The sequence below is a fragment of the Marinobacter sp. EhC06 genome, from assembly GCF_001650915.1.
Classification (GTDB): domain Bacteria; phylum Pseudomonadota; class Gammaproteobacteria; order Pseudomonadales; family Oleiphilaceae; genus Marinobacter.
On record NZ_LXYO01000012.1, the window covers coordinates 122,889 to 144,238 of the forward strand.

Consider the following 21,350-nt stretch of genomic DNA (forward strand, 5'->3'; position numbering starts at 1 on the left):
CGAACTCCCAAGCAACGATCAGGGCACCGGGGTGCCCGTCACAGATTAACGGTTCAGTTTTTCGAGAAGCTGAGAGGTCAGATTCATTTCCGGCTTTACATAAACAACCGCTTCGCTTGGCAGGATCAGATCGAGGTTATTTTCCTCAAGAAGCTCCTTGACCGCTGCGTCCACCTCGGGGCGGGCCTGCTCAAGAAACGCCTGCTTCCGCTGATTCACAGTAGAATCCAGCCGTTGCTTCAGGAAGTTGAATTCCTTCACCTTTTCCTGGAACTCGCCGGCCAGCTTGTTGCGCTCACTCTCGTTCATCATGGCACCGTCTTTTTCCAGGCGCTCCTGAAGTTTTCGCGCTTCTTCCTGCGCTTCACGCACCCGGGCTTCGTCGCCTGCAAAATCTTTCTGAAGCGATTCGCTGAAGGTTTTGGCATCGTCAGACGAGAAAAGTGCCTGGCGCAGATCGACGACACCGATCCGGGTTTCGGCCATCGCCGGAAATGAAAACGCCATGATCACTGCAGCGAACATCAACACAAATCGGGACATTGGTTTTCTCCTGGTTTTCATCCGTAGATTATTATTATCCATTCTTTAGAAGGTCTGGCCCAGTGAGAACTGGAACACCTGGGTATCGTCGCCAGCCTTGTCGTTCAGAGGGTAAGCGAGGCTGAATGCCAATGGACCAACTGCCGTTATCCATTGGAAGCCAACACCGGCTGCCATCCTGATTTCGCTCAATTCCGGATCAAAACCGCGTGCCGTGTCAAATACCTGGCCGGCATCCAGGAAGAATGCCGTCCTCATCGAGCGGGTATCGCCGGCAAATGGCGTCGGGAAAATCAGCTCAAAGCCACCCTCGGTCAGCAGGTTGCCCCCGAACGGATCAGGATCCGACAGGTCGTTGACATTATTGGTCGCTCTTAGGCCCAGGGAATTGGCTTCGTAACCACGAACCGAGCCATAGCCGCCGGTATAGAAATGTTCGTAGAACGGCATCTGGGAACGATCGCCGTAGCCATCCCCATAACCAATCTCGGACCGTGCCCGGAAGACCCAGCGATTGTTGTCAGTCACAGGGTAGTAGAAATCGGTTTTATGAGTGGCTTTGTAAAAGGTCAGGTCACTACCCGGCACCGCCACATCCAGCGACAGCGAGTGGCTGTAACCATCAGTCGGCAGCACGCCACGGTTCAGGGTACTGCGGCGCCAGCTTCCGAACAGGAAGAAGTTGGTGAACGAGTCACCCTCCTCATCAATAAAGTCACTCACCTCCTGTGAGGTGAACAGGCCTTCCTTCAGGTTTGACTGGGTCACACCAGCACCGAAGTTCAGGCGGGTAATACTGTCCGTAGGATAGCCAAAGGTAACGCGGCCACCGTACTCGTCGAGAAGGAATGAGGAAATATCTTCCTCTTCATAGTCAGTCTCCCGGGCGAATAAGCTGAACCCGCGGCTCACTCCATCAACTGTATAGTAGGGGTCCAGGTAGGAGATGTTGGCACTCTTGATGGCATCACTGACATTCACGCCAAACGACACCCGCTTACCGGTACCAAAGAAGTTATTCTCGGAGACATTGGCACCGAGAATCACCCCGGAATCCTGGGAAAAGCCAATAGAGGCGGAAAGACTACCCGTTGGCTGCTCCTCAACGGAGTAATTAACATCCACCAGGTCATCGGTGCCGGGCACTGGAACGGTATCCACATTGACTGTCTGGAAGAAGCCAAGACGCTCAAGCTTGGTCTTGGAAAATTCGATGCGGTCGGAAGACGCAACACCGCCCTCCATCTGCGTCATTTCCTGGCGCAGCACATCATCACGGGTAGAAACGTTGCCGTCGAAATTGATTCTACGCACATAAGCCCGCTTACCAGGCTCCACAAAGAAAGTGACTGCGGCCGTGTTGTTTTCGGCGGGTTCGGGAACGGCGTTGACGTTGGCAAAGGCATAGCCTTCCCGGCCAAGCCGGAATGCCAGGGATTCAGAAATGGCTGTCATGCGGGATCGGGAAAATACGTCGCCTTCCTCTACCGGAATCAGCGAGCGCAACTCCTCTTCACCCACGATCAGCTCACCACGAAGGTTAATCTCGGAAATGGTGTACTGAGGACCTTCATTCAGGGCAATCGCAATGAAGACTTTTTGCTTGTCCGGCGAAATAGAGACCTGACTGGATTCCACATTGAAATCAAGGTAGCCCCGATCGAGATAGAATGAACGCAGCGACTCCAGATCACCACTCAGACGCTCTCTGGCGTACTTGTCTGCATTGGTTATTGAATTCCACCAGCTCGTGGTCTGCAGCTCAAACAGTTCCTGCAGCTCCTCGTCGCTGAAATCCTGGTTGCCAATAAGGTTGATGTGGTGAATCGCGGCGACAGAACCTTCGTTAATATCCAGACGGATCGCAACCCGGTTTCTGGGCAGTTCTTCAGCCGTCGCCTTTACCCGGGCATTGTAGCGCCCCTGAGCAATGTATGAGCGCAGAATTTCCAGCTCCAGACGTTCAAGGGTCGCGCGTCGGAATACCTGGCCTTCCTGAAGCCCGGCACCTGCGAGGGCATCCATCAACATCTCGGTTTCGATGTTCTTGTTGCCCTCAATCTCGATGTCACTGATGGAAGGGCGTTCGCGAACTGTCAGGATAAGTACGCCGGCATCCCGGCTGGCCTCAATATCAGTAAAAAGCCCGGTCCGGAACAGCGATTTGATCGCTTCAGCCAGCTCGGTCTCGTCCACCTGCTCACCAATGTTGACAGGGAACGCGGAAAAAACAGTACCCGCAGATACCCTCTGCAGGCCCTCCACCTCAATATCCGCAACAGTGAACTGATCAGCAAGTGCTGGCTTCAGGCCGGACACGGCTACAGCGAGGCCAACGGCTACACCTAGAAGAGAACGTCTCATTCAAATATTTCGCCTGGTTAATGCGCGTAAGGAGCTCGCAATTCTCACAACCGCATCAGGTCGTTGTAAAGAGCAAACACCATTAATGTGAGGATCATTGCCATACCAATTCGTAATCCAAACGCCTGAGCCTGCTCGGAAAGCGGCTTTCCGCGGAGGGCTTCGATGGTGTAGTAAACGATATGACCACCATCAAGCACCGGCACAGGCAGAAGGTTCAGAATGCCCAGACTCACGCTCAGATAGGCAAGAAAACGCACGAAGTCTTCGAACCCGGAGCTGACACTGGCTTCAGCAACCCGGGCAATGGTAATCGGACCACTGAGATTGGTAGGTGACAAAAGGCCGGTGACCATCTTCTTGATGGCCACCAGTGTCAAGCGGGTATCCGCCCAGGTTTCGCTGAGGGCGACCGGAACGGCGGCGAATGGGCCGTAGCTGACATCACGCAGCACCTCTTCCGGCCATGAGATAGCTTCCACACCGGCACCGACAAAACCGATTGACTCACCACTTTCCTGAGTCTTCGCTTCCGGTGTCACGCTGACAGATTGTTCCTCGCCATTACGCTCGATGGTTACCTGAAGTGTTTGCTCCGGGGCATTGCGAATAAATTCGACCAGCTCAAACCAGCTGCTGATCGGCTCACCGTCCACGGCCACAATGCGATCCCCGGGCTGCAGGCCAGCAGCCTGAGCACGGCCACCATCTGAAATCTGCCCCAATACCGGCGGAACAGCCGGGCGCCATGGCGTAATGCCGAACTCGGCTAACGGATTGGGAGTATCGTCACTCAGGCCCCAACCGGAAAGCTCGCCGCTGACTGTGCCGCGGGCGCCATCCTCTGACACCTCCATGGAAATCACACCATGCTCGCCGGTCCGCTCCAGAATACGCATATTCACATCGCGCCAGGAACTGACACGATGGCCATCCACAGCGTGAATCTCCATGCCTTCCTGCAGCCCTACCCGCTCGGCCACACTCTCGTCAGTAATCTGCCCGACAATGGGCGCAACATGGGTAACGCCTACCACGCTCAACAGCCAGTAGGCGAAAATGGCGAACAGGAAGTTGGCCACGGGGCCGGCCGCGGCAATGGCAATACGCTGGCCGGGAGGCTTGGCGGTAAAGGCCTGGTCTCTTAACTCCTCTGGTACCGGTCCCTCGCGCTCATCCAGCATCTTGACGTAGCCGCCCAGGGGAATGGCCGCGACTGCAAACTCGGTTCCATGCTTGTCATACCAGGAGAACATCGGTTTCCCGAAACCCACGGAAAAGCGAAGCACCTTTACGCCACAGCGCCTGGCAACCCAGAAATGACCGTATTCGTGAAGGGTCACCAGGATGCCCAGGGTAAGCGCAAGTGCGAGGACGGTTTCAATAATCTGCATAGCGTTCCTGATTGAATGGCTTCAGCCGGGCAGCATTCTGCTGCGGCTATCAGACAGTTAACAGACCTATCTGTTCCCGTGCACGGCTCCGTGCTTCTTTATCCTTGGCAAAGATAACGTCAAAGCTGTCGGCTGGCTCAACGGCAGTCGCCGCAAGCGTTCGCTCTATGATAACGGGGATATCCGAAAAACACAGGGTACCGTCCAGAAAAGCGGCAACGGCCACTTCATTGGCGGCATTCAGAACCGCCGGCGCAGTGCCACCTGCCTCAAACGCTTCCGCGGCAAGGCGGAGGCAGGGGAAGCGCACCAGGTCCGGGCGCTCGAAGTGAAAGCGTCCGATGGCGAACAAATCCAATGGTGCAACACCGGCGTCAATGCGCTCCGGCCAGGCCAGGCCATTGGCGATCGGCGTTCTCATATCCGGGCTGCCAAGTTGGGCCAACACAGAGCCGTCCGCATACTCAACCATGGAGTGAACAATGCTCTCGGGGTGAACATGCACCTCGACCTTCTGGGGTGTTGTATTGAACAGCCAGCAGGCTTCAATCAGCTCCAGGCCCTTGTTCATCAGGGTCGCGGAGTCCACGGAAATCTTCTGCCCCATGGACCAGTTCGGATGGGCACAGGCCTGGGCCGGTGTTACCGACCGGAGGTCCTCGGCGGAATGCTCGCGGAAGGGGCCGCCGGACGCTGTCAGCAGTATACGAGTGATACCGGCACCGACAGGATCCCGAACCTTGTCTGCCGGCATACACTGGAAAATCGCGTTGTGCTCGGAGTCGATCGGCAGAAGTTCCGCTCCGGCCTCGGCCACGGCATCCATAAACAGTTTGCCGGACATTACCAGGGCTTCTTTATTGGCAAGCAATACCCGCTTCCCTGCCCTTACCGCCGAGAGCGTCGGCGACAACCCCGCCGCCCCGACTATGGCTGCCATTACGGTATCAACCGCAGGAGCCGAGGCTACCTGGCATAACCCATCCAGGCCAGCAAGCACCTCGGTATCTGGCAAGTCGGCCAGCAGCTCAGAGAGTTCATTGGCAGCCGCAGGATCAGCCATAACAGCCACCCTGGGACGAAATTCGCGGCACAATACCGCCAGCTCCTCGGCCCGGGTGCTGGCCGTCAATGCATAAACCGAGAAACGTTCCGGGTGACGCCGAACAACATCCAGGGTGCTGAGACCGATGGAACCTGTGGCTCCGAGAACACTGATAGAGCGGGTTAACATAGTCACCAGTGCCCGGTTGTCAGCCAACCAAGTTGGGTAATGATCAACGCAAATACCGGAATGGCCGCTGTCAGGCTGTCGATCCGATCCATAATCCCGCCGTGCCCCGGAAGCAACTGGCTACTGTCCTTGATGCCACGGTGCCGCTTGAGCATGCTTTCCAGCAGATCACCCAACACGGAAACCAGGCCTGTGGCAAGACTGGCAACGATCAAGAGCAGTGTCTGGCCAGAGCCTGCCGAAGCCAGGAAGCTGACCACCAGGGCAAAAGCTCCTACGGCTACCAGACCACCCCAGACACCTGCCCAGGACTTACCAGGACTGACCCGGGGCGCCAGCTTCGCTTTACCGAAGGCCCGACCGGCAAAGTAAGCGCCGATATCGGCGACCCAGACCACACAGAACACATAAAGAATGAGCAAAAGGTTATTGGTGCTATCCCCAAACTGGAAGCCACCGGTGCGCAAATGATTAAGGCCCACCCAGGCGGGCACCAGCACAAACAGCCCCATCACCGCCCTTGCGGGCAGACTGCCCCATTTCTCGGAGCCGGCGGGGTAACTACGTACCAGAAGAAAGCACACGCACCACCAGAGCAGCGACAGCCAGAGCACTGCCACAAAGGGGACGTTCAGCAAACCGTAAAGAATTAGCGCGGTAGCCAGGGCGTAGCCAATCCTGCCGGCAGGATTGCCAATACCGGACATGTTCGCCCATTCCCAGGCACCCACAGTGATAATGGCCCCGGTAAAGAGCGCGAACCCCAGCGGCGGGAGAAAGAAGATCCCGCCAATGGCGATAGGGGCGAGGATCAGTGCGGTGATAATTCGGGTTTTTAACACGGTTGACGTCGCTATCGTTCGTTATTGTTGTAGAGCCTTGGCCGCAATCTGATCATCTGTCTGGCCAAAACGACGCTGTCGACCGGCATATGCCTGCAGGGCCTTGAGCATCTCTTCCTGCTGGAAATCAGGCCAGTACACCGGGGAAAAGTAGAGCTCTGTATAAGCCAGGTGCCACAGCATGAAATTGCTGATTCTCTGTTCACCCGCGGTACGAATCATGAGATCAGGCATTGGCAGGTCGCCAATACTCAGGTGCTGCTGAATCAGGTCATCGGTAATATCAGATGGAGCCAACTGCCCGGTACGAACCTGCTCAGCAACCTTGCGCGTGGCCTGAGTGATATCCCAGTGACCGCCGTAATTGGCTGCAATTACCAGTGTCATCCGGGAATTGTTACGGGTCAGCTCTTCAGCCGCTTCCATATGCTCGCGAAGCGCAGAACTGAATGCAGACCGGTCACCAATAATGCGCAGCCGGATGTCATTTCTATGAAGCTTGCGCACCTCCCGCTCCAGCGCGAACAGGAATAGCTTCATCAGTGCCGACACCTCGTCCTTGGGCCGGCGCCAGTTTTCACTGGAAAAGGCAAACAGGGTGAGGACTTCCACACCTTCGCGGGCACAGGTTTCCACCACTGCCCTGACCGCATCCACACCGGCCTTGTGGCCAGCCACTCCCTTTAGACGACGGGCCTTGGCCCATCGGTTATTCCCGTCCATGATGATGGCCACATGCCGGGGCCGGCTGTCTGCCGACACCGGAATCTCTGCGGATACAGTTCCCGTCATGAAATCCCCTGTGCGGCCGGAGCGCTTCAGTGCCGCGGCCTTTCAATTCGCTTGCAAGTGAACCCGAACGGTTAAACCGCCATCAGGTCCTCTTCTTTGGCCTTGAGCATCTTCTCGACTTCGGCAATGTAGCGGTCGGTCAGCTTCTGGATATCGTCTTCGCCCTTGCGCTCATCGTCTTCGGTGATTTCCTTTTCCTTCAATAGATCCTTGATCATGCTGTTAGCGTCACGACGGGCATTACGGATGGAAACACGACCATGCTCGGCATCGGCTTTCGCCTGCTTGACCATTTCCCTACGGGTTTCTTCGGTCAGCATGGGCATCGGAATGCGGATGATATCGCCGCTGGTAGCCGGGTTCAGACCCAGGTCTGACGCCATGATGGCCTTCTCGATGGTCGGCATCAGGTTTTTCTCCCAGGGGGAGACCGTCAGCGTGCGGTTATCCTCGACGTTGACACTCGCCACCTGCTTCAGCGGTGTCTCCTGGCCGTAGTAGTTCACCATGACACTATCCAGGATAGAGGGGTGGGCCCGGCCGGTGCGAATCTTGTTGAACGCGGAGTTCAGGGACTCCAGGCTCTTTTTCATTTTCTTTTCGGCTTCTGCTTTGATGTCGTTGATCACTTCAGCATCCTCAATTCGTTCGTCATGTCATTCTGTAATCTGGCCCCAATATCCTATGGGGCCGGGACAGCGGTTCATTCAATCAGTGTACCTTCTTTCTCGCCGGTTACGATGCGAGTCAGCGCGCCTGCGCGGTTCATATCGAATACCCGCAACGGCATGCCATGATCCCGAGCGAGACAGATGGCTGTCAGATCCATCACGCCCAGCTTCTTGTCCAGAACCTCATCATAGGTGAGGTAATCGTATTTCTCTGCACTGCTGTCCAGGTGTGGATCTGCTGAGTATACGCCATCCACCTTGGTGGCTTTGAGCACGGCATCGGCCTCGATCTCAATACCACGCAGACAGGCAGCGGAATCGGTCGTGAAGAAGGGGTTGCCGGTACCGGCACAGAAGATCACGACATCGCCGTCCTTGAGATCCCGCACCGCGCGACGGCGATCGTAATGCTCGACGATTCCACTCATCGGGATTGCCGACATCACGCGGGTCCGGATATTCGAGCGCTCAAGGGCATCACGCATGGCCAGACCGTTCATAACGGTGGCCAGCATTCCCATATGATCACCGGTCACCCGGTCCATGCCGGCAGCATTCAGGGCTGCTCCACGGAACAGGTTACCGCCGCCAATCACCAAGCCAACCTGTACGCCAATACCAATCAGCGCACCGATTTCCAGTGCCATGCGGTCAAGAACTTTGGGATCAATACCGAAATCGTGCTCTCCCATCAGGGCCTCGCCGCTGAGTTTGAGCAGAACACGCTTGTATCTGGGCTGGGTTTTCGATGATGTCGGCATGATGATCCCCTTGTCGTCTGTTGGCTGCTATCCGGCGTGATACCCGTTGCAGGCTTGTATCTGACATACTCCTCGCGAAAAGGGGTATCTCAGATACAAGCCCGCCACGAGAGCCGGGAATTCCCGGCTAACGTGGCAGACTCAGGTGATGCAGAGGCTAAATGCCGGCTGCATCAAACGAAGGATCAGGCCTTGCCTGTGCCGGCTGCAGCAGCAACCTCGGCAGCAAAGTCCACTTCTTCCTTCTCAATGCCTTCACCCACTTCCAGGCGAACAAAACCAACCAGCTCGCCACCGTTGGACTTGATCAACTCGCCCACGGTCTGATCCGGGTTCTTGACGAAAGGCTGCTCAACAAGGCTGTTTTCCTTGAGGAACTTCTTGATGCGGCCACCCATCATCTTCTCGACGATCTCGGCGGGCTTGCCTTCCATGTCCGGCTGAGCCTTGATCACTTCCTTCTCTTTCTCAAGCTCTTCTGCCGGCATATCTTCCGGCTTGCCAACGCGCGGGTTAACGGCAGCGGCGTGCATGGCAATGTCACGTGCGACTTCAGGATCGCCGGCAGTCAGGGCGACAACCGAAGCAATCTTGTTGTTGCTGTGGACATAACCACCAACAACCGGACCTTCAACCTTGACGATACGACGAACAGTGATGTTCTCGCCGATCTTCTGAACCAACGCTTCACGCTTGGCTTCCAGATCGCCTTCCATCAGCTTGGCTACGTCGGTTTCGCCTTTTTCAAATGCAACGCTCAGCACGTCGTTGGCAAAGTTCAGGAAGTTGTCATCGCGAGCGACGAAGTCGGTCTCGGAGTTCACTTCCAGAATGTAGGCAACGGTGTTGTCGTCAGAAATCTTGATCAGTGAAGCGCCTTCAGCAGCGGTACGGCCTGCTTTCTTGGCAGCTTTCAGACCAGAAGACTTTCGCAGCTCTTCGATTGCAGCGTCTACACTGCCTTCGGCTTCAACGAGCGCCTTCTTGCACTCCATCATGCCAAGGCCGGTACGCTCACGCAGCTCTTTGACCATTGCAGCGGTAATTGCAGCCATGTTCAATCCTCTCAACTGTTCCGAATTCGGTGGGGAGGTGTGCCCGGGGCAACCCGGGGCACACCTTACATCTCAAACGTGAAGGTAAAGCGTCACTCAGCGGCTGGAGCAGCGCCTTCAGCGTCTTCGCTGACTTCAACAAACTCGTCAGCGCCGGCACCGGCAGACTGGGCGGCTTCCATGCAGGTGTCAGCAACAGCTTTCACGTAAATCTGGATCGCGCGAATGGCGTCATCGTTGCCCGGGATCACGTAATCAACACCGTCAGGATCACTGTTGGTGTCCACAACGCCGATTACAGGAATGCCCAGCTTGTTGGCTTCCTTGATAGCGATACGCTCGTGGTCAACGTCGATCACGAACATGGCGTCCGGCAGGCCGCCCATGTCCTTGATACCACCGATGGAGCGCTCAAGGCGGTCCATTTCACGGGTGCGATCCAGGGCTTCTTTCTTGGTCAGCTTGTCGAAAGTACCGTCCTGGCTCTGGGTTTCCAGATCACGGTAGCGACGGATAGACTGACGGATGGTCTTGTAGTTGGTCAGCATGCCACCGAGCCAGCGGTGATTGACGAACGGCTGACCGGCACGCTCGGCTTCTTCCTTGATGATCTTGGCCGCGGCACGCTTGGTACCAACGAACAGGATCTTGTTCTTGTTCTCTGCCAGCTGCTGAACGAATTTCAGCGCATCGTTCATGGCAGGAACAGTCTGCTCAAGGTTGATGATATGAATCTTGTTACGGGCGCCGAAGATAAACTTCGACATTTTCGGGTTCCAGTAGCGGGTCTGGTGACCGAAGTGAGCACCTGCCTTCAGCAGGTCACGCATATTTACCTGAGCCATGATAGTTACCTTTTTAGCTTCGGGTTAGTCCTCCACGTATCCGATTACCCCAACCTGGCTCCTTGAAAAGCAGAAGCAGGCACCCTGGGATAACGTGCCGACACGTGTGTGAATTTGCCGGATTCGTTTCCAGCGGGCGCGTTTATACCATATTCGAGTCGGTGAACGCCATTATTTTTGACGACCCGCTTCCTTGTACCCGGGCGGCAGGCCCCTTAAAATGCCGGTTTGATACAAATCAACGGGAAGCCCAATGCAGGTATCGATCAAGACTCCGGAAGAAATCGAAAAGATGCGCGTCGCTGGCCGTTTGGCGGCCGAAGTGCTCGAGATGATTGGCGACTACGTCAAACCGGGCGTTTCCACCGAAGAACTCGACCGAATTTGCCACGACTACATTGTTAACGAGCAGAAGTGCATTCCGGCGCCGCTCAATTACAAAGGTTTTCCGAAGTCGATCTGCACCTCGGTCAACCACGTTATCTGTCATGGAATACCGTCTGAGAAGAAAATATTGAAGGATGGGGACATCCTTAATATTGATGTCACCGTAATAAAGGATGGCTACCACGGCGATACCAGCAAGATGTGGATCGTCGGCAAACCGAAACCAGGTACAGAGCGACTGATTCAGATCACTCAGGAGTGCCTCTATAAGGGTATCGAACTGGTGAAGCCGGGGACCCGCCTTGGCGATATTGGCCACGTCATTCAGCAGCATGCCGAGAAACACCGTTATTCCGTGGTTCGTGACTATTGTGGCCATGGCATCGGCGCGGTGTTTCACGAAGAGCCACAGGTGATGCATTACGGCAAACCCGGCACTGGTCTGGAGCTACAGGAAGGCATGACCTTTACCATTGAGCCGATGATCAACCAGGGCAAGTACCAGACCAAACTTCTGCCAGATGGCTGGACAGTGGTTACCAAGGACCACAAGCTCTCTGCACAATGGGAGCACACCATCCTTGTGACTGCGGACGGCCATGAGGTTCTGACCAAGCGAAAGGAAGAGTCCTTCTAAGTGGACCAAAGCGAGCTGGAATCCCGCATCAGTAACGACCCCTCTCCGGTCAGGGCGGCCCGGGAGCTGTTAAAGGGGAGGTATGACGCCGATGCCGAGGCCTTCCGACAGGGCGCCGATGTTCGCGCCCTTGTTCATTCCCGGGCCGACACCGTCGATACCGTTCTCAGACTTATCTGGAACCGTTACCCGTTTGCCGACTCACCGGACATTGCCCTGATAGCCGTTGGCGGCTACGGGCGCGGTGAGCTTCACCCCCACTCCGACATTGACCTGCTCATCCTTACACGCAATGGCATTGAAGACAGCTGGCACGAAGACCTGGGCGCCTTCGTTACCCTCCTGTGGGATCTAAGACTGGATATCGGTCATAGCGTTCGCAGTATTGAAGAGAGCAAAGCGGCGGCCCGTGAAGACATCACCATACTGACCAACCTGCTGGAAACCCGCACCATTGCAGGCCCGGATGAACTGCGTTCGGAACTGAGCGAGCAGGTCTACTCCGACAATGTCAGCACCGATCGCGACTACTTTATTGCCAAACGCGAAGAGCAGCAGCAACGGCACCAGAAATACGGCGATACCGAATATAACCTTGAGCCCAACGTCAAAGGGTCGCCGGGCGCCCTCCGCGACATACAGACCATTGGCTGGATTACCAAGCGGCATTTCGGACTCCAGAACATTGCGGACCTGACCCGATTCAGCATTCTTACCGAGGAAGAACACCAGATTCTTTTCCAGGGTGAAACCTTCCTGTGGCAGCTGCGCTATGGCTTACAACTGCTGGCCGACCGGAATGAAAACCGCCTGCTGTTTGACCACCAGCGAGCCCTGGCCCAGATGCTCGGCTACAAGGACGAAGGTAAGCGACTCGGCGTTGAACTGATGATGCAGTCCTACTACCGGACAGTACTGGCACTCGCCGAGCTGGCCGATGTGATTCTGCAATATTATGACGAGGCCATTCTCGGCAGCGCGTCGGAAGACGCCATCCAGCCAATAAACAAACGCTTCCAGATTCGCAACTATTATATCGAAGCGGTTAACAATCAGGTGTTTGCCTACGCGCCGTACGCCATTATGGAAATCTTTGTGCTGATGGCCCAGCACCCGGAGATCAAGGGCATACGGGCCACCACGATCCGGTCTCTACGGGCACACCGGCACCTGATTGACGATGCGTTCCGGTCCGACCTGGCCGTGACCACACTGTTCATGGAGCTGCTCAGAACGCCCCATGCGCTGGATCAGACGCTGTCTGCCATGAAAAAGTACAATGTGCTGGGCCGCTACCTTCCGGAATTCGGCCAGATAATTGGCCAGATGCAGCACGATCTTTTCCACATCTATACCGTGGATGCCCACACCATGCGGGTCATCCGCAACATGGTAAGACTCAGCGGCGCCGACGCCCGAACTGAATACCCCCTCGCCTCACGCTTGATCCATCGGCTACCAAAACTGGAAACCCTCTATATTGCTGGCATATACCACGATGTCGCCAAAGGCCGGGGCGGTGACCATTCGGAACTGGGCGCCATAGACGCCGAGGCTTTCTGCCAAAGGCACCATCTGAGTGAGCGGGACACCCAACTGATTTCATGGCTCGTGGAAAACCATCTGCTGATGTCCATGACTGCGCAGCGCAAAGACATTTCCGACCCGGACATCATTCATGCATTTGCCAGGGCGGTACCGAGCCAGGCGCATCTCGACTACCTCTACGTGCTGACCGTGTGCGACATCAGTGCCACCAACCCCAAACTCTGGAACACCTGGCGCGCCTCGCTGTTGCGCCAACTGTACATTGAAGCCAAACGGGCCCTGCGCCGGGGCACGGAAACCCCCATCGACCGGCAGGAATGGGTTCGCGCTACCCAGTCGGAAGCGCGGGAGATCCTGCACGCCCAGAACATGACCGATGAACAGATCGACGCCATCTGGGACACCGTAGACGAGGATTATTTCCTCCAGGACTCTACCGTTGATATCGCCTGGCAGACCGCTGCCATTATCCGCCATGGCGACAACCCCGACCCACTGGTGCTTATTCGCGACACCCGGGGCGGCCCCACGGACGGCTACTCCCAGATCATTATCTACATGAAGGACCGGGTGGCGCTGTTTGCTGCAACCACCGCCGTCCTCGAGCAACTGAACCTGAACATCGTGGACGCCCGGATCAGCTCCAGCGAAGGCCCCTACTCCATCAGTTCGTACGTGGTTCTGGATGAAAAGGGCCAGCCACTGGGCATCGACCCCGCGCGCAAGGAACGAGTGCGTTTACGCCTGATCGAAGAGCTGGATGATCCGGAGGACTACCCGGACATCATCCACCGGCGCACACCACGGCAACTGAAGCATTTCGCCTTCCCGACGGAAGTGACTTTCTCTAATGACACCATCAATCAGCGCACTGTGATGGAAGTGATCACACCCGACCGTCCCGGCCTGCTGGCGCGAGTCGGCCAGGTATTGCTGGAGCATCGGGTACGCCTGAGCAACGCCAAGATTGCTACCCTGGGCGAACGCGTAGAGGACGTTTTCTTTGTGACCGACGAGCACGGCGAAGCCATCCGGGACCCGGCCGTGTGCCAGGCCCTGCAGCACGATCTCTGTAAAATGCTGGACGACATTCAATGAATCCAAATCTGGACAGACTCCACCCCTACCCGTTTGAAAAGCTCGCCAAACTGAAGGCCGGCATTAGCGTGCCAGATCACCTCCGGCCGATTTCTCTCGGGATTGGGGAGCCAAAGCACCCCTCGCCGGAATTCGTCAAACAGGTCATTGCGAACAATCTGGACAAGCTTGCCAATTACCCGACGACCCGAGGCACGGACGAACTGCGCGAAACCATCAGCCAGTGGGCGACGCGCCGATTCAACCTGACACCTGGCAGCCTCAGCCCGGCCAGCAATATCGTGCCGGTGAACGGCACACGCGAAGCGATCTTCTCCCTGGTCCAGGCGGTGGTGGATTCCAGCAAGCCTGCCACAGTGGTCAGCCCCAACCCGTTTTACCAGGTTTATGAAGGTGCCGCCTTCCTGGCCGGCGCCACCCCGGTATACCTTCCCTGCGACGGCTCCAATGGCTTTATTCCCGATTTTGATTCGGTGCCAGAATCCATCTGGCAGGAGTGTCAGGTACTGTTCCTTTGCTCACCAGGCAACCCCAGTGGTGCGGTGATCCCCCGGGAAACGCTGGCCAGGGTGATTGCTCTCGCCGACAAATACGACTTTGTTGTTGCCTCTGACGAATGCTATTCCGAGCTGTATCCGGACGAGAGCAATCCGCCGGAAGGCTTGCTGCAAACATGCGCTGCCATTGGCCGTGATGACTACGCCCGCTGCGTGGTGTTTCACAGCCTGTCCAAACGCAGCAACCTGCCCGGATTGCGATCTGGCTTTGTCGCCGGCGATGCCAGAATTCTGGAAGGCTACCTCAAGTACCGCACCTACCACGGCTGCGCCATGCCCATCCACAACCAGCTAGCCAGCATTGCCGCCTGGAATGATGAAGACCATGTGCGCGAAAACCGCGCCGCTTACCGGGCCAAGTTTGAGGCCGTCGTGCCCATACTGCGGGAAGTGATGAACGTCGACTTTCCCGATGCCGGCTTCTACCTCTGGCCGGAAACCCCGATGGACGACGAGACCTTCGCCCGGGAACTTTCCGCCCAACAGAACGTTCACGTTCTGCCCGGCCGCTACCTCTCCCGCACCGTGAATGGCCACAACCCTGGGGAAAACCGGGTCCGCATGGCGCTGGTAGCGCCACTGGAAGAGTGCGTTGAGGCGGCAAACCGCATTGTTGAATTTGTTAAGGCGAATCAGGCATGAAACTGTACGGCATAAAAAACTGCGACACGGTGAAAAAAGCCCGGAAGTGGCTGGATGAAAACGGTGTCGATTACCAGTTTCACGATTTCAAGAAGGACGGTCTCGACGACCCGCTGCTGTCACGCTGGGAAAAAGCGTTAGGCTGGGAAGCCCTCGTCAACCGCCGTGGCACCACCTGGCGCAAACTTCCCGAAGAGGTTCGTGATACCATTAGCGCCCAGAGCGCCCATTCAATCATGCTGGAAAATCCATCCATCATTAAGCGCCCTGTCGTAGAACGCGGCGATGAAGTGCGCGTGGGTTTCAATGCAGCCGAATGGGCCGCGTGGCTGACCTGAATCTCAGGTAAACCAGACTCAAACTTTAACTCCGGGGTCCGAAAGCGCGTGCTTTTGACCCCACATTCAAAACAGGAGCAACCATCAGATGAGCTTTGCATTCGGTATCGGTATCGGCACCCAGAACAACCAGGGCGAATGGCTGGAAGTCTTTTACCAGCAGCCGGTCATGACACCCGATAACACCCTGATGGACGTCATCTCCAACGCCCTGGATTACAAGGGTGGCAACCAGGCGATCAGTGCCACTCCCGAGCAACTCAGCCAACTCGCCAACGCCCTTCGCCAGATCGGCCAGACCGACCAGGCGGCACTGGCGGACAAAGCAGCCACAAGCAAACGCCCGGTAGCTGTTACCGTACTCGAAACAGATGACACAGCGTCCAGCACGCCCGAGGTTTACCTCAAGCTTCACCTGATTTCCCATCGCATGGCGAAACCCCACGGCCTGAAGCTGGACGGTATTTTTGGTTTGCTGCCGAACCTGGCCTGGACCAACGAAGGCGCGATCGATCTGAACGAGCTCTCCGACCGCCAGCTCCAGGCCCGCCTGGACGGCCGCACGCTGGAAGTGAAATCCGTGGATAAATTCCCGCAGATGACCGATTACGTGGTACCGAAAGGTGTTCGTATTGCCGACACCGCGCGGGTTCGTCTTGGAGCCTATGTAGGCGAAGGCACCACAGTCATGCACGAAGGCTTCATCAACTTCAACGCCGGCACCGAGGGCACCAGCATGATTGAAGGCCGAATTTCTGCTGGCGTCATGGTTGGCAAGGGCTCTGACCTGGGCGGCGGCTGTTCCACCATGGGCACCCTGTCCGGTGGTGGCAACATCATCATTGCCGTTGGCGAGAACTGCCTCATCGGTGCCAATGCCGGTATCGGCATCCCCCTGGGCGATCGCTGCAAGGTTGAAGCCGGCTTGTACATCACAGCCGGCACCAAAGTTGCGCTGCTCGATGACAACAATGAACTGGTAGAGGTTATCAAGGCTCGCGACCTGGCTAATCAGACAGACCTGCTGTTCCGTCGTAACAGCCAGACCGGCGCCGTGGAGTGCAAAACCAACAAGACCGCCATCGAGCTGAATGAAGAGCTGCATGCAAACAACTGATTCCCCGACCCTCGAACTCGCGATCGACCTGATCCGCCGGCAGTCCGTTACACCGGACGACGCCGGCTGCCAGGAACTGATGATGTCGCGGCTGGCCCCCCTGGGCTTTACCGGCGAGAACCTGCGGTTTGGCGATACCGATAACCTCTGGGCCCGAAAGGGCTCCGAAGGGCCGGTGCTGGCCTTTGCCGGCCATACCGATGTGGTTCCAACCGGACCTGAGAAAAACTGGGCTCACCCTCCCTTTGACCCTGTGATCAGAGACGGGTACCTCCTCGGCCGAGGCGCTGCAGACATGAAAGGCAGCCTGGCGGCCTTTGTGACCGCCTGCGAACGCTTCGTAGCGAAATACCCTGACCACCGGGGTTCCATTGCCCTGCTGATCACCAGCGACGAAGAGGGGCCAGCCCAGCACGGCACTGTTAAAGTGGTGGAGACCCTCGAAGCCAGGAACGAGAAGATCGACTGGTGCCTGATTGGCGAGCCCTCCAGCACCCATGAAGTGGGCGATGTGATCAAGAACGGCCGTAGGGGCTCCCTACATGGCTACCTGACGGTGCACGGAGTTCAGGGCCATGTTGCCTATCCGCATCTGGCCGAGAACCCGGTTCACTCCGTGGCTCCTGCACTGGACGCGCTGGCAAAGGAATTCTGGGATAACGGCAACGACTTCTTCCCGCCGACCACTTTCCAGATCACCAAAATGGAAGCGGGCACCGGCAGTAACATTATCCCCGGCGAATGCCTGGTGCACTTCAACTTCCGCTACTGCACGGAGAACACGGCAGAAAGCCTTGAGGAACGTGTGGTAGCCATCCTGGACCGCCACAACCTGAAGTACGACCTGCAGTGGCATCTGAGCGGACGCCCCTTCCTGACCGACAACGGCGCCCTCGTGTCCGCCAGCCAGGAGGCAATACGCACGGTAACGGGCCGGGAAACCGAGCTTTCAACCTCTGGAGGTACTTCGGATGGCCGGTTCATTGCGCCAACCGGCGCACAGGTAGTCGAGCTTGGCCCTATCAACGCTACCATTCACAAAGTGGATGAATGTGTGAAAGCCGAGGATCTCAACACCCTGTCGGACATCTACGAACAGATTCTGATCGAACTTCTGGCATAGAGGTCGAAAACGGAATCCCCAAAAAAGGGTCAGATGAAACCTTCATCTGACCCTTTTTCATTGCGCGATCGTCAGTAATGAGGAGGAGGTGTTTCGTCCTGCTCCGACTTGATATTGGACGGAGAAACATCCTTGAGCTGTTTGTGCAGCAGCCGTTTGGCCTCCCACAATTCCCGAATGTCCATTTCCTGCCTGGCCACCTGTTCGCTCAGGGTATTGATAACGTCGTCCTGAAAGGCCAGCCGCGTTTCCAGCTCGTCCAGTCGGGTTTCCAGATCGTTCTGGCTCATTAGGTATTGGCACTCCCTGGGTGGATCTATAAAGAATGTGATTGATGACACTGCTTACCCCGTTGCTTGGTCAGCGCTCGGGATAATCTGGTATCATGCCGCTTTTGCCCGCCTGCGCTCCCGTTTTCCGGGGAACTGGCGGTTTTCACCGGCCGGATGTGCGATTTTACCCGATATCCGGTTTTTATCGTTAGCGTTACAAGAATGGAGAAATTTCAGTCAATGCGTAATCCATCCAAAGCGATCCTTTTTGCTCTCCTGATCGCCATCCCCGCGCCTTTGGTGCTTGCCCTGTTGCTGTCGTTTACACCAGAGCCACTTCGCCTGATCGCTGCAGGCCAACTTGTAGAGGCACTGGGTAGCACTCGTGGTATCGCCGCGTACATCATCACGCTGATCGTTTTCGGCGTTGCGGGCTTCCTGGCCATTGCGTTATCCGTCAAGAAACCAGCCGAACAGCGCAGCACTTCCCGGCCGAACAATCGTGCCCCCAGCCAGAGCTATAACGACGACGATGATGATGGCTATGACGAAAGCAGCCCTGAGGGAGATGAGGAAGGCACCGTCAAATGGTTCAACGTCAAGAAAGGCTTTGGCTTTATTGTGCGCGACAGTGGCGACGAGGTTTTTGTGCACTTTCGCGCGATCCGCGGCCGCGGTCGTCGGGTTCTGCGCCAGGGTCAACTGGTTCGTTTTAATGTTGTTGAGGCAGACAAAGGTCTTCAGGCCGACAACGTGTCCATCCTGAGCGAGTAATCAGCCACTGAAAACAAAGAGGCAGCCCTTGGGCTGCCTCTTTCAGTTCCAGACGACCTGTTGCTCGCCCCGGTGGTCCAGGCGCCACCATTTTTCATCCTCTACCGGCTCGCCCTCTTTCCAGTCTCCCGGACTGCAGCGAATCTCGGTATCCATGGCGCGCCAGGCGCTGCGCGCGCAATCCAGATCACTGTTCCAGGGCACCCTGGGACCTTCAATAACCAATGAGGTAAAACGCTTTCCGAAAGCTCCGGGATAAAGCGATATCCGCAGCCTTTCGCTCTTGTAGCGGGCCACGCCCTTGATTACTCTCGTTACCTCAACGTCATCCAGTTCCAGTTCGTCCAGATGGTTCACTAGCCACCCCGAAACCGCACCTGGCTCCAGATCACGAATGTAAATTTCCAGATCCTGCACCCGCTGAATCTCCGTCCTGCTGATTACAATGAAGCACATAGTGAACCGGCCCGGGCCGCGCTGCAACCCAGCGCTCCAGTTCCTGCCGCAAATCTTCAGCACACAACCGACGCAACGTGCCTGCAGCCTTACGCTCATGCCAGGCCACTTCTGCTGCAACCCGATGGAGCTGGATTTCGCCAAGCGACGCCTCGATATCATCGAGCGGCTCCTGCCGCGCCAGCGCCACCAGGGACTGACGCCTCAAGGTGTCGGCCTGCCCTGCCAGGGCCACCGCCTCGGCCGGCCCTCTTCGCGCAAAGAGATTAAGCCTCGCAGCAGCCCGTTCCAGCCATTGAAGCATTCCTCCTGGCGTGCTCACGCAACGACTTTGGCGAGAGGCGGCAAACCGGATCGCAGAGCGGGAAATCTGGACATTCCATTGCTTCTCGATAGCCGCCTGATGCGCGGTTAAAATGGCCCGGCGCTGAACCACGCTTGAAACCGGCATATCAAAGATGTCCAGGGTTCGGCCAAGACGATGCTGAATTGAGGCGGCTGCACGGCTTTTAATGGGCTCATCAGGACCCAGCAGAAGAATTGGACCAGCCCATTGCAGTACGAGCGCTGACGCCAGCCCATCCGGAAGATCCATCAGCTCAATCAGGTCCGCAGGCGAGATATTGTCCAGTACCAGTACCGGCCAGCGAGGCCCGTCCTCGCTCGGACCGCCCTCAGATGAGAGCTCCGGAAGAACCGGAAGATCACTGGCCATGATCTCCGTTTCCCTCCTGAGATCCAACTCGACGTAATCCTGCTCCAGTGCTGGAAGCAGCGATTGCAGCCAGGCGGTCTTGCCCGCTCCACGCTCGCCACGCACCCAGATCATGGCTGACGGAGACGCCGCCAGACTGATTGCGACATCCTCAGCCAGCTCAACCCATGGGGAATCAGTCACTACCACGGGCGCTCTCTGGAAGTTATCAATCGGCGCCGGATCCCGCTCCTCGGAAGGATCGGGCCAGCGTGGGACCAACTCAAAAACCGCCACATAGGCCTTTTCCTGCAGCCGCTCCGCGTGGCGAACCAGTGCCTCCAGCAGTTGCGACCATCCAAGCCATGGCGAATCGCCGGTTTCCCGGGCCGCCGCGAACCAATAAATCAGTTGGGAAGACAATTGCCCTTCGCCACCAACTTCCGTCACGATCGGTTGTTCGCATTGAATGGTGCGGGTAAGTTCATCCATATCCACGCCGCAGCCGCGCAGAAAGCGGGCTATAGCAGGCGCGGAGTCCAGCAGGGCAAGCAGGTAGTCTTCAACGGTAATCACCGAGCCACCGCGGCGTTCAACACTTTCCCGGGCTCGTAATAATGCGGTCTGGCACTGGGGATCCAGGCATCCTTGCCAATCGTCCATCAAACTTCTCCATGTTTTGAATGCATCATCCTGATGCGAAAGCTATGTTGCAGAGATCTATTGTATCACGCTCAAGCCCCTTGCGGCGGCCCGCCTGCGGGCTCACCAGGTACCAGTGTTTTCCATGCTGGCCCAGGGTTCCTTCGGTGGCAGCGCCTCGCCTTTCTGCAGAAGCTCAATCGAGATGTTATCCGGCGTGCGAATAAAGGCCATATGGCCATCACGGGGCGGACGATTGATCGTTACCCCATTGGCTTTAAGGTGCTCACAAAGGGCATAAATATCATCCACCCGGTAGGCAAGATGGCCGAAATTACGCCCGCCGGTATACTCTTCCGGATCCCAGTTGTAAGTGAGCTCGATCATCGGCGCCCGGTCTTCACGGGCACGGGCTTCGTCATCGGGCGCGGCCAGAAACACCAGGGTAAATCGCCCTTTGTCGCTACTCTTGCGACTGATCTCAACCATTCCCAGCAGATCGCAAAAGAAATGCAGTGTCTCATCCAGGTTGCTCACCCGGATCATGGTGTGAAGATATTGCAT

General features: G+C 56.8%; 21 protein-coding genes. 7 read left to right on the plus strand and 14 right to left on the minus strand.

Features of this window, described 5'->3' with window-relative positions:
* Nucleotides 1-45 precede the first annotated feature (45 nt).
* The 10 genes from A8B84_RS06980 to rpsB all read right to left on the minus strand — a co-directional run bounded on the left by A8B84_RS06980 (nt 46) and on the right by rpsB (nt 10,501).
* Complete coding sequence (locus tag A8B84_RS06980; protein ID WP_064227424.1) at nt 46-543, minus strand: OmpH family outer membrane protein; 498 nt, start codon at nt 541-543, stop codon at nt 46-48.
* A 45-nt stretch (nt 544-588) separates the two neighbouring features.
* A complete protein-coding gene (bamA, locus tag A8B84_RS06985; RefSeq protein ID WP_064227423.1) occupies nt 589-2,907 on the minus strand; it encodes an outer membrane protein assembly factor BamA in 2,319 nt (772 codons plus the stop codon).
* Nucleotides 2,908-2,951: 44 nt separating this feature from the next.
* Nucleotides 2,952-4,301, minus strand: a complete 1,350-nt coding sequence (gene rseP / locus A8B84_RS06990; protein ID WP_064227422.1) for an RIP metalloprotease RseP — start codon at nt 4,299-4,301, stop codon at nt 2,952-2,954.
* A 49-nt stretch (nt 4,302-4,350) separates the two neighbouring features.
* Entirely contained in the window at nt 4,351-5,535 is a 1,185-nt protein-coding gene (gene ispC / locus A8B84_RS06995; protein WP_064227421.1) for a 1-deoxy-D-xylulose-5-phosphate reductoisomerase, read from the minus strand.
* Nucleotides 5,536-5,537: 2 nt separating this feature from the next.
* Nucleotides 5,538-6,377 carry a phosphatidate cytidylyltransferase gene (locus tag A8B84_RS07000; protein ID WP_064227420.1) on the minus strand — a complete coding sequence of 280 codons (840 nt, stop codon included), beginning with the start codon at nt 6,375-6,377 and terminating at the stop codon, nt 5,538-5,540.
* Nucleotides 6,378-6,398: 21 nt separating this feature from the next.
* On the minus strand, nt 6,399-7,169 hold the full coding sequence (gene uppS, locus A8B84_RS07005; RefSeq protein ID WP_064227419.1) for a polyprenyl diphosphate synthase: 771 nt from the start codon (nt 7,167-7,169) through the stop codon (nt 6,399-6,401).
* Between the two features lie 71 nt (nt 7,170-7,240).
* Nucleotides 7,241-7,798, minus strand: a complete 558-nt coding sequence (gene frr / locus A8B84_RS07010) for a ribosome recycling factor (protein WP_064227418.1) — start codon at nt 7,796-7,798, stop codon at nt 7,241-7,243.
* A 74-nt stretch (nt 7,799-7,872) separates the two neighbouring features.
* Nucleotides 7,873-8,601 (minus strand): UMP kinase, encoded by a 729-nt coding sequence (gene pyrH / locus A8B84_RS07015; protein WP_008170379.1) that lies wholly within the window; start codon nt 8,599-8,601, stop codon nt 7,873-7,875.
* 185 nt (nt 8,602-8,786) lie between these two features.
* On the minus strand, nt 8,787-9,656 hold the full coding sequence (tsf, locus tag A8B84_RS07020) for a translation elongation factor Ts (RefSeq protein ID WP_064227417.1): 870 nt from the start codon (nt 9,654-9,656) through the stop codon (nt 8,787-8,789).
* A 92-nt stretch (nt 9,657-9,748) separates the two neighbouring features.
* Complete coding sequence (gene rpsB, locus A8B84_RS07025) at nt 9,749-10,501, minus strand: 30S ribosomal protein S2 (protein ID WP_008170383.1); 753 nt, start codon at nt 10,499-10,501, stop codon at nt 9,749-9,751.
* 253 nt (nt 10,502-10,754) lie between these two features.
* On the opposite strand from rpsB, the gene map reads away from it, so the two are divergent.
* From map to dapE, 6 genes are all read left to right on the plus strand, one after another.
* Entirely contained in the window at nt 10,755-11,525 is a 771-nt protein-coding gene (gene map, locus A8B84_RS07030; protein WP_064227416.1) for a type I methionyl aminopeptidase, read from the plus strand.
* The gene (locus tag A8B84_RS07035; protein ID WP_064227415.1) at nt 11,526-14,171 is read left to right on the plus strand and encodes a [protein-PII] uridylyltransferase; all 2,646 of its coding nucleotides are present in this window, start codon (nt 11,526-11,528) and stop codon (nt 14,169-14,171) included. It abuts the gene before it with no gap.
* A complete protein-coding gene (gene dapC / locus A8B84_RS07040; RefSeq protein WP_064227414.1) occupies nt 14,168-15,370 on the plus strand; it encodes a succinyldiaminopimelate transaminase in 1,203 nt (400 codons plus the stop codon). Before A8B84_RS07035 ends, dapC begins: the two co-directional genes overlap by 4 nt.
* The gene (locus A8B84_RS07045; RefSeq protein ID WP_064227413.1) at nt 15,367-15,708 is read left to right on the plus strand and encodes an ArsC family reductase; all 342 of its coding nucleotides are present in this window, start codon (nt 15,367-15,369) and stop codon (nt 15,706-15,708) included. The genes dapC and A8B84_RS07045 overlap by 4 nt, the downstream gene beginning before the upstream one ends.
* Before the next feature lie 88 nt (nt 15,709-15,796).
* Nucleotides 15,797-16,825, plus strand: a complete 1,029-nt coding sequence (gene dapD, locus A8B84_RS07050; protein WP_064227412.1) for a 2,3,4,5-tetrahydropyridine-2,6-dicarboxylate N-succinyltransferase — start codon at nt 15,797-15,799, stop codon at nt 16,823-16,825.
* The gene (gene dapE, locus A8B84_RS07055; RefSeq protein WP_064227411.1) at nt 16,812-17,948 is read left to right on the plus strand and encodes a succinyl-diaminopimelate desuccinylase; all 1,137 of its coding nucleotides are present in this window, start codon (nt 16,812-16,814) and stop codon (nt 17,946-17,948) included. Before dapD ends, dapE begins: the two co-directional genes overlap by 14 nt.
* A 71-nt stretch (nt 17,949-18,019) precedes the next feature.
* Here the strand turns inward: dapE and A8B84_RS07060 are convergent, their stop codons facing one another.
* Nucleotides 18,020-18,238 (minus strand): SlyX family protein, encoded by a 219-nt coding sequence (locus A8B84_RS07060; protein WP_064227410.1) that lies wholly within the window; start codon nt 18,236-18,238, stop codon nt 18,020-18,022.
* Between the two features lie 222 nt (nt 18,239-18,460).
* Between A8B84_RS07060 and A8B84_RS22060 the strand changes: the two genes are divergently transcribed.
* On the plus strand, nt 18,461-18,994 hold the full coding sequence (locus tag A8B84_RS22060) for a cold-shock protein (RefSeq protein ID WP_064227409.1): 534 nt from the start codon (nt 18,461-18,463) through the stop codon (nt 18,992-18,994).
* 42 nt (nt 18,995-19,036) lie between these two features.
* Here the strand turns inward: A8B84_RS22060 and A8B84_RS07070 are convergent, their stop codons facing one another.
* From A8B84_RS07070 to A8B84_RS07080, 3 genes are all read right to left on the minus strand, one after another.
* On the minus strand, nt 19,037-19,411 hold the full coding sequence (locus A8B84_RS07070; RefSeq protein WP_064227408.1) for a hypothetical protein: 375 nt from the start codon (nt 19,409-19,411) through the stop codon (nt 19,037-19,039).
* Complete coding sequence (locus A8B84_RS07075) at nt 19,383-20,807, minus strand: hypothetical protein (protein ID WP_064227407.1); 1,425 nt, start codon at nt 20,805-20,807, stop codon at nt 19,383-19,385. The genes A8B84_RS07070 and A8B84_RS07075 overlap by 29 nt, the downstream gene beginning before the upstream one ends.
* Nucleotides 20,808-20,909: 102 nt before the next feature.
* The gene (locus A8B84_RS07080; RefSeq protein WP_064227406.1) at nt 20,910-21,350 is read right to left on the minus strand and encodes a VOC family protein; all 441 of its coding nucleotides are present in this window, start codon (nt 21,348-21,350) and stop codon (nt 20,910-20,912) included.

Bases quoted from the DNA above. Each gene is read 5' to 3' on its own strand.
- A8B84_RS06980 (WP_064227424.1), bottom strand. From the start codon at position 543: ATGTCCCGATTTGTGTTGATGTTCGCTGCAGTGATCATGGCGTTTTCA.
- bamA (WP_064227423.1), bottom strand. From the start codon at position 2,907: ATGAGACGTTCTCTTCTAGGTGTAGCCGTTGGCCTCGCTGTAGCCGTG.
- rseP (WP_064227422.1), bottom strand. From the start codon at position 4,301: ATGCAGATTATTGAAACCGTCCTCGCACTTGCGCTTACCCTGGGCATC.
- ispC (WP_064227421.1), bottom strand. From the start codon at position 5,535: ATGTTAACCCGCTCTATCAGTGTTCTCGGAGCCACAGGTTCCATCGGT.
- uppS (WP_064227419.1), bottom strand. From the start codon at position 7,169: ATGACGGGAACTGTATCCGCAGAGATTCCGGTGTCGGCAGACAGCCGG.
- pyrH (WP_008170379.1), bottom strand. From the start codon at position 8,601: ATGCCGACATCATCGAAAACCCAGCCCAGATACAAGCGTGTTCTGCTC.
- tsf (WP_064227417.1), bottom strand. From the start codon at position 9,656: ATGGCTGCAATTACCGCTGCAATGGTCAAAGAGCTGCGTGAGCGTACC.
- rpsB (WP_008170383.1), bottom strand. From the start codon at position 10,501: ATGGCTCAGGTAAATATGCGTGACCTGCTGAAGGCAGGTGCTCACTTC.
- map (WP_064227416.1), top strand. From the start codon at position 10,755: ATGCAGGTATCGATCAAGACTCCGGAAGAAATCGAAAAGATGCGCGTC.
- dapC (WP_064227414.1), top strand. From the start codon at position 14,168: ATGAATCCAAATCTGGACAGACTCCACCCCTACCCGTTTGAAAAGCTC.
- A8B84_RS07045 (WP_064227413.1), top strand. From the start codon at position 15,367: ATGAAACTGTACGGCATAAAAAACTGCGACACGGTGAAAAAAGCCCGG.
- dapD (WP_064227412.1), top strand. From the start codon at position 15,797: ATGAGCTTTGCATTCGGTATCGGTATCGGCACCCAGAACAACCAGGGC.
- dapE (WP_064227411.1), top strand. From the start codon at position 16,812: ATGCAAACAACTGATTCCCCGACCCTCGAACTCGCGATCGACCTGATC.
- A8B84_RS07060 (WP_064227410.1), bottom strand. From the start codon at position 18,238: ATGAGCCAGAACGATCTGGAAACCCGACTGGACGAGCTGGAAACGCGG.
- A8B84_RS22060 (WP_064227409.1), top strand. From the start codon at position 18,461: ATGCGTAATCCATCCAAAGCGATCCTTTTTGCTCTCCTGATCGCCATC.
- A8B84_RS07075 (WP_064227407.1), bottom strand. From the start codon at position 20,807: ATGGACGATTGGCAAGGATGCCTGGATCCCCAGTGCCAGACCGCATTA.
- A8B84_RS07080 (WP_064227406.1), bottom strand. From the start codon at position 21,350: ATGCAATATCTTCACACCATGATCCGGGTGAGCAACCTGGATGAGACA.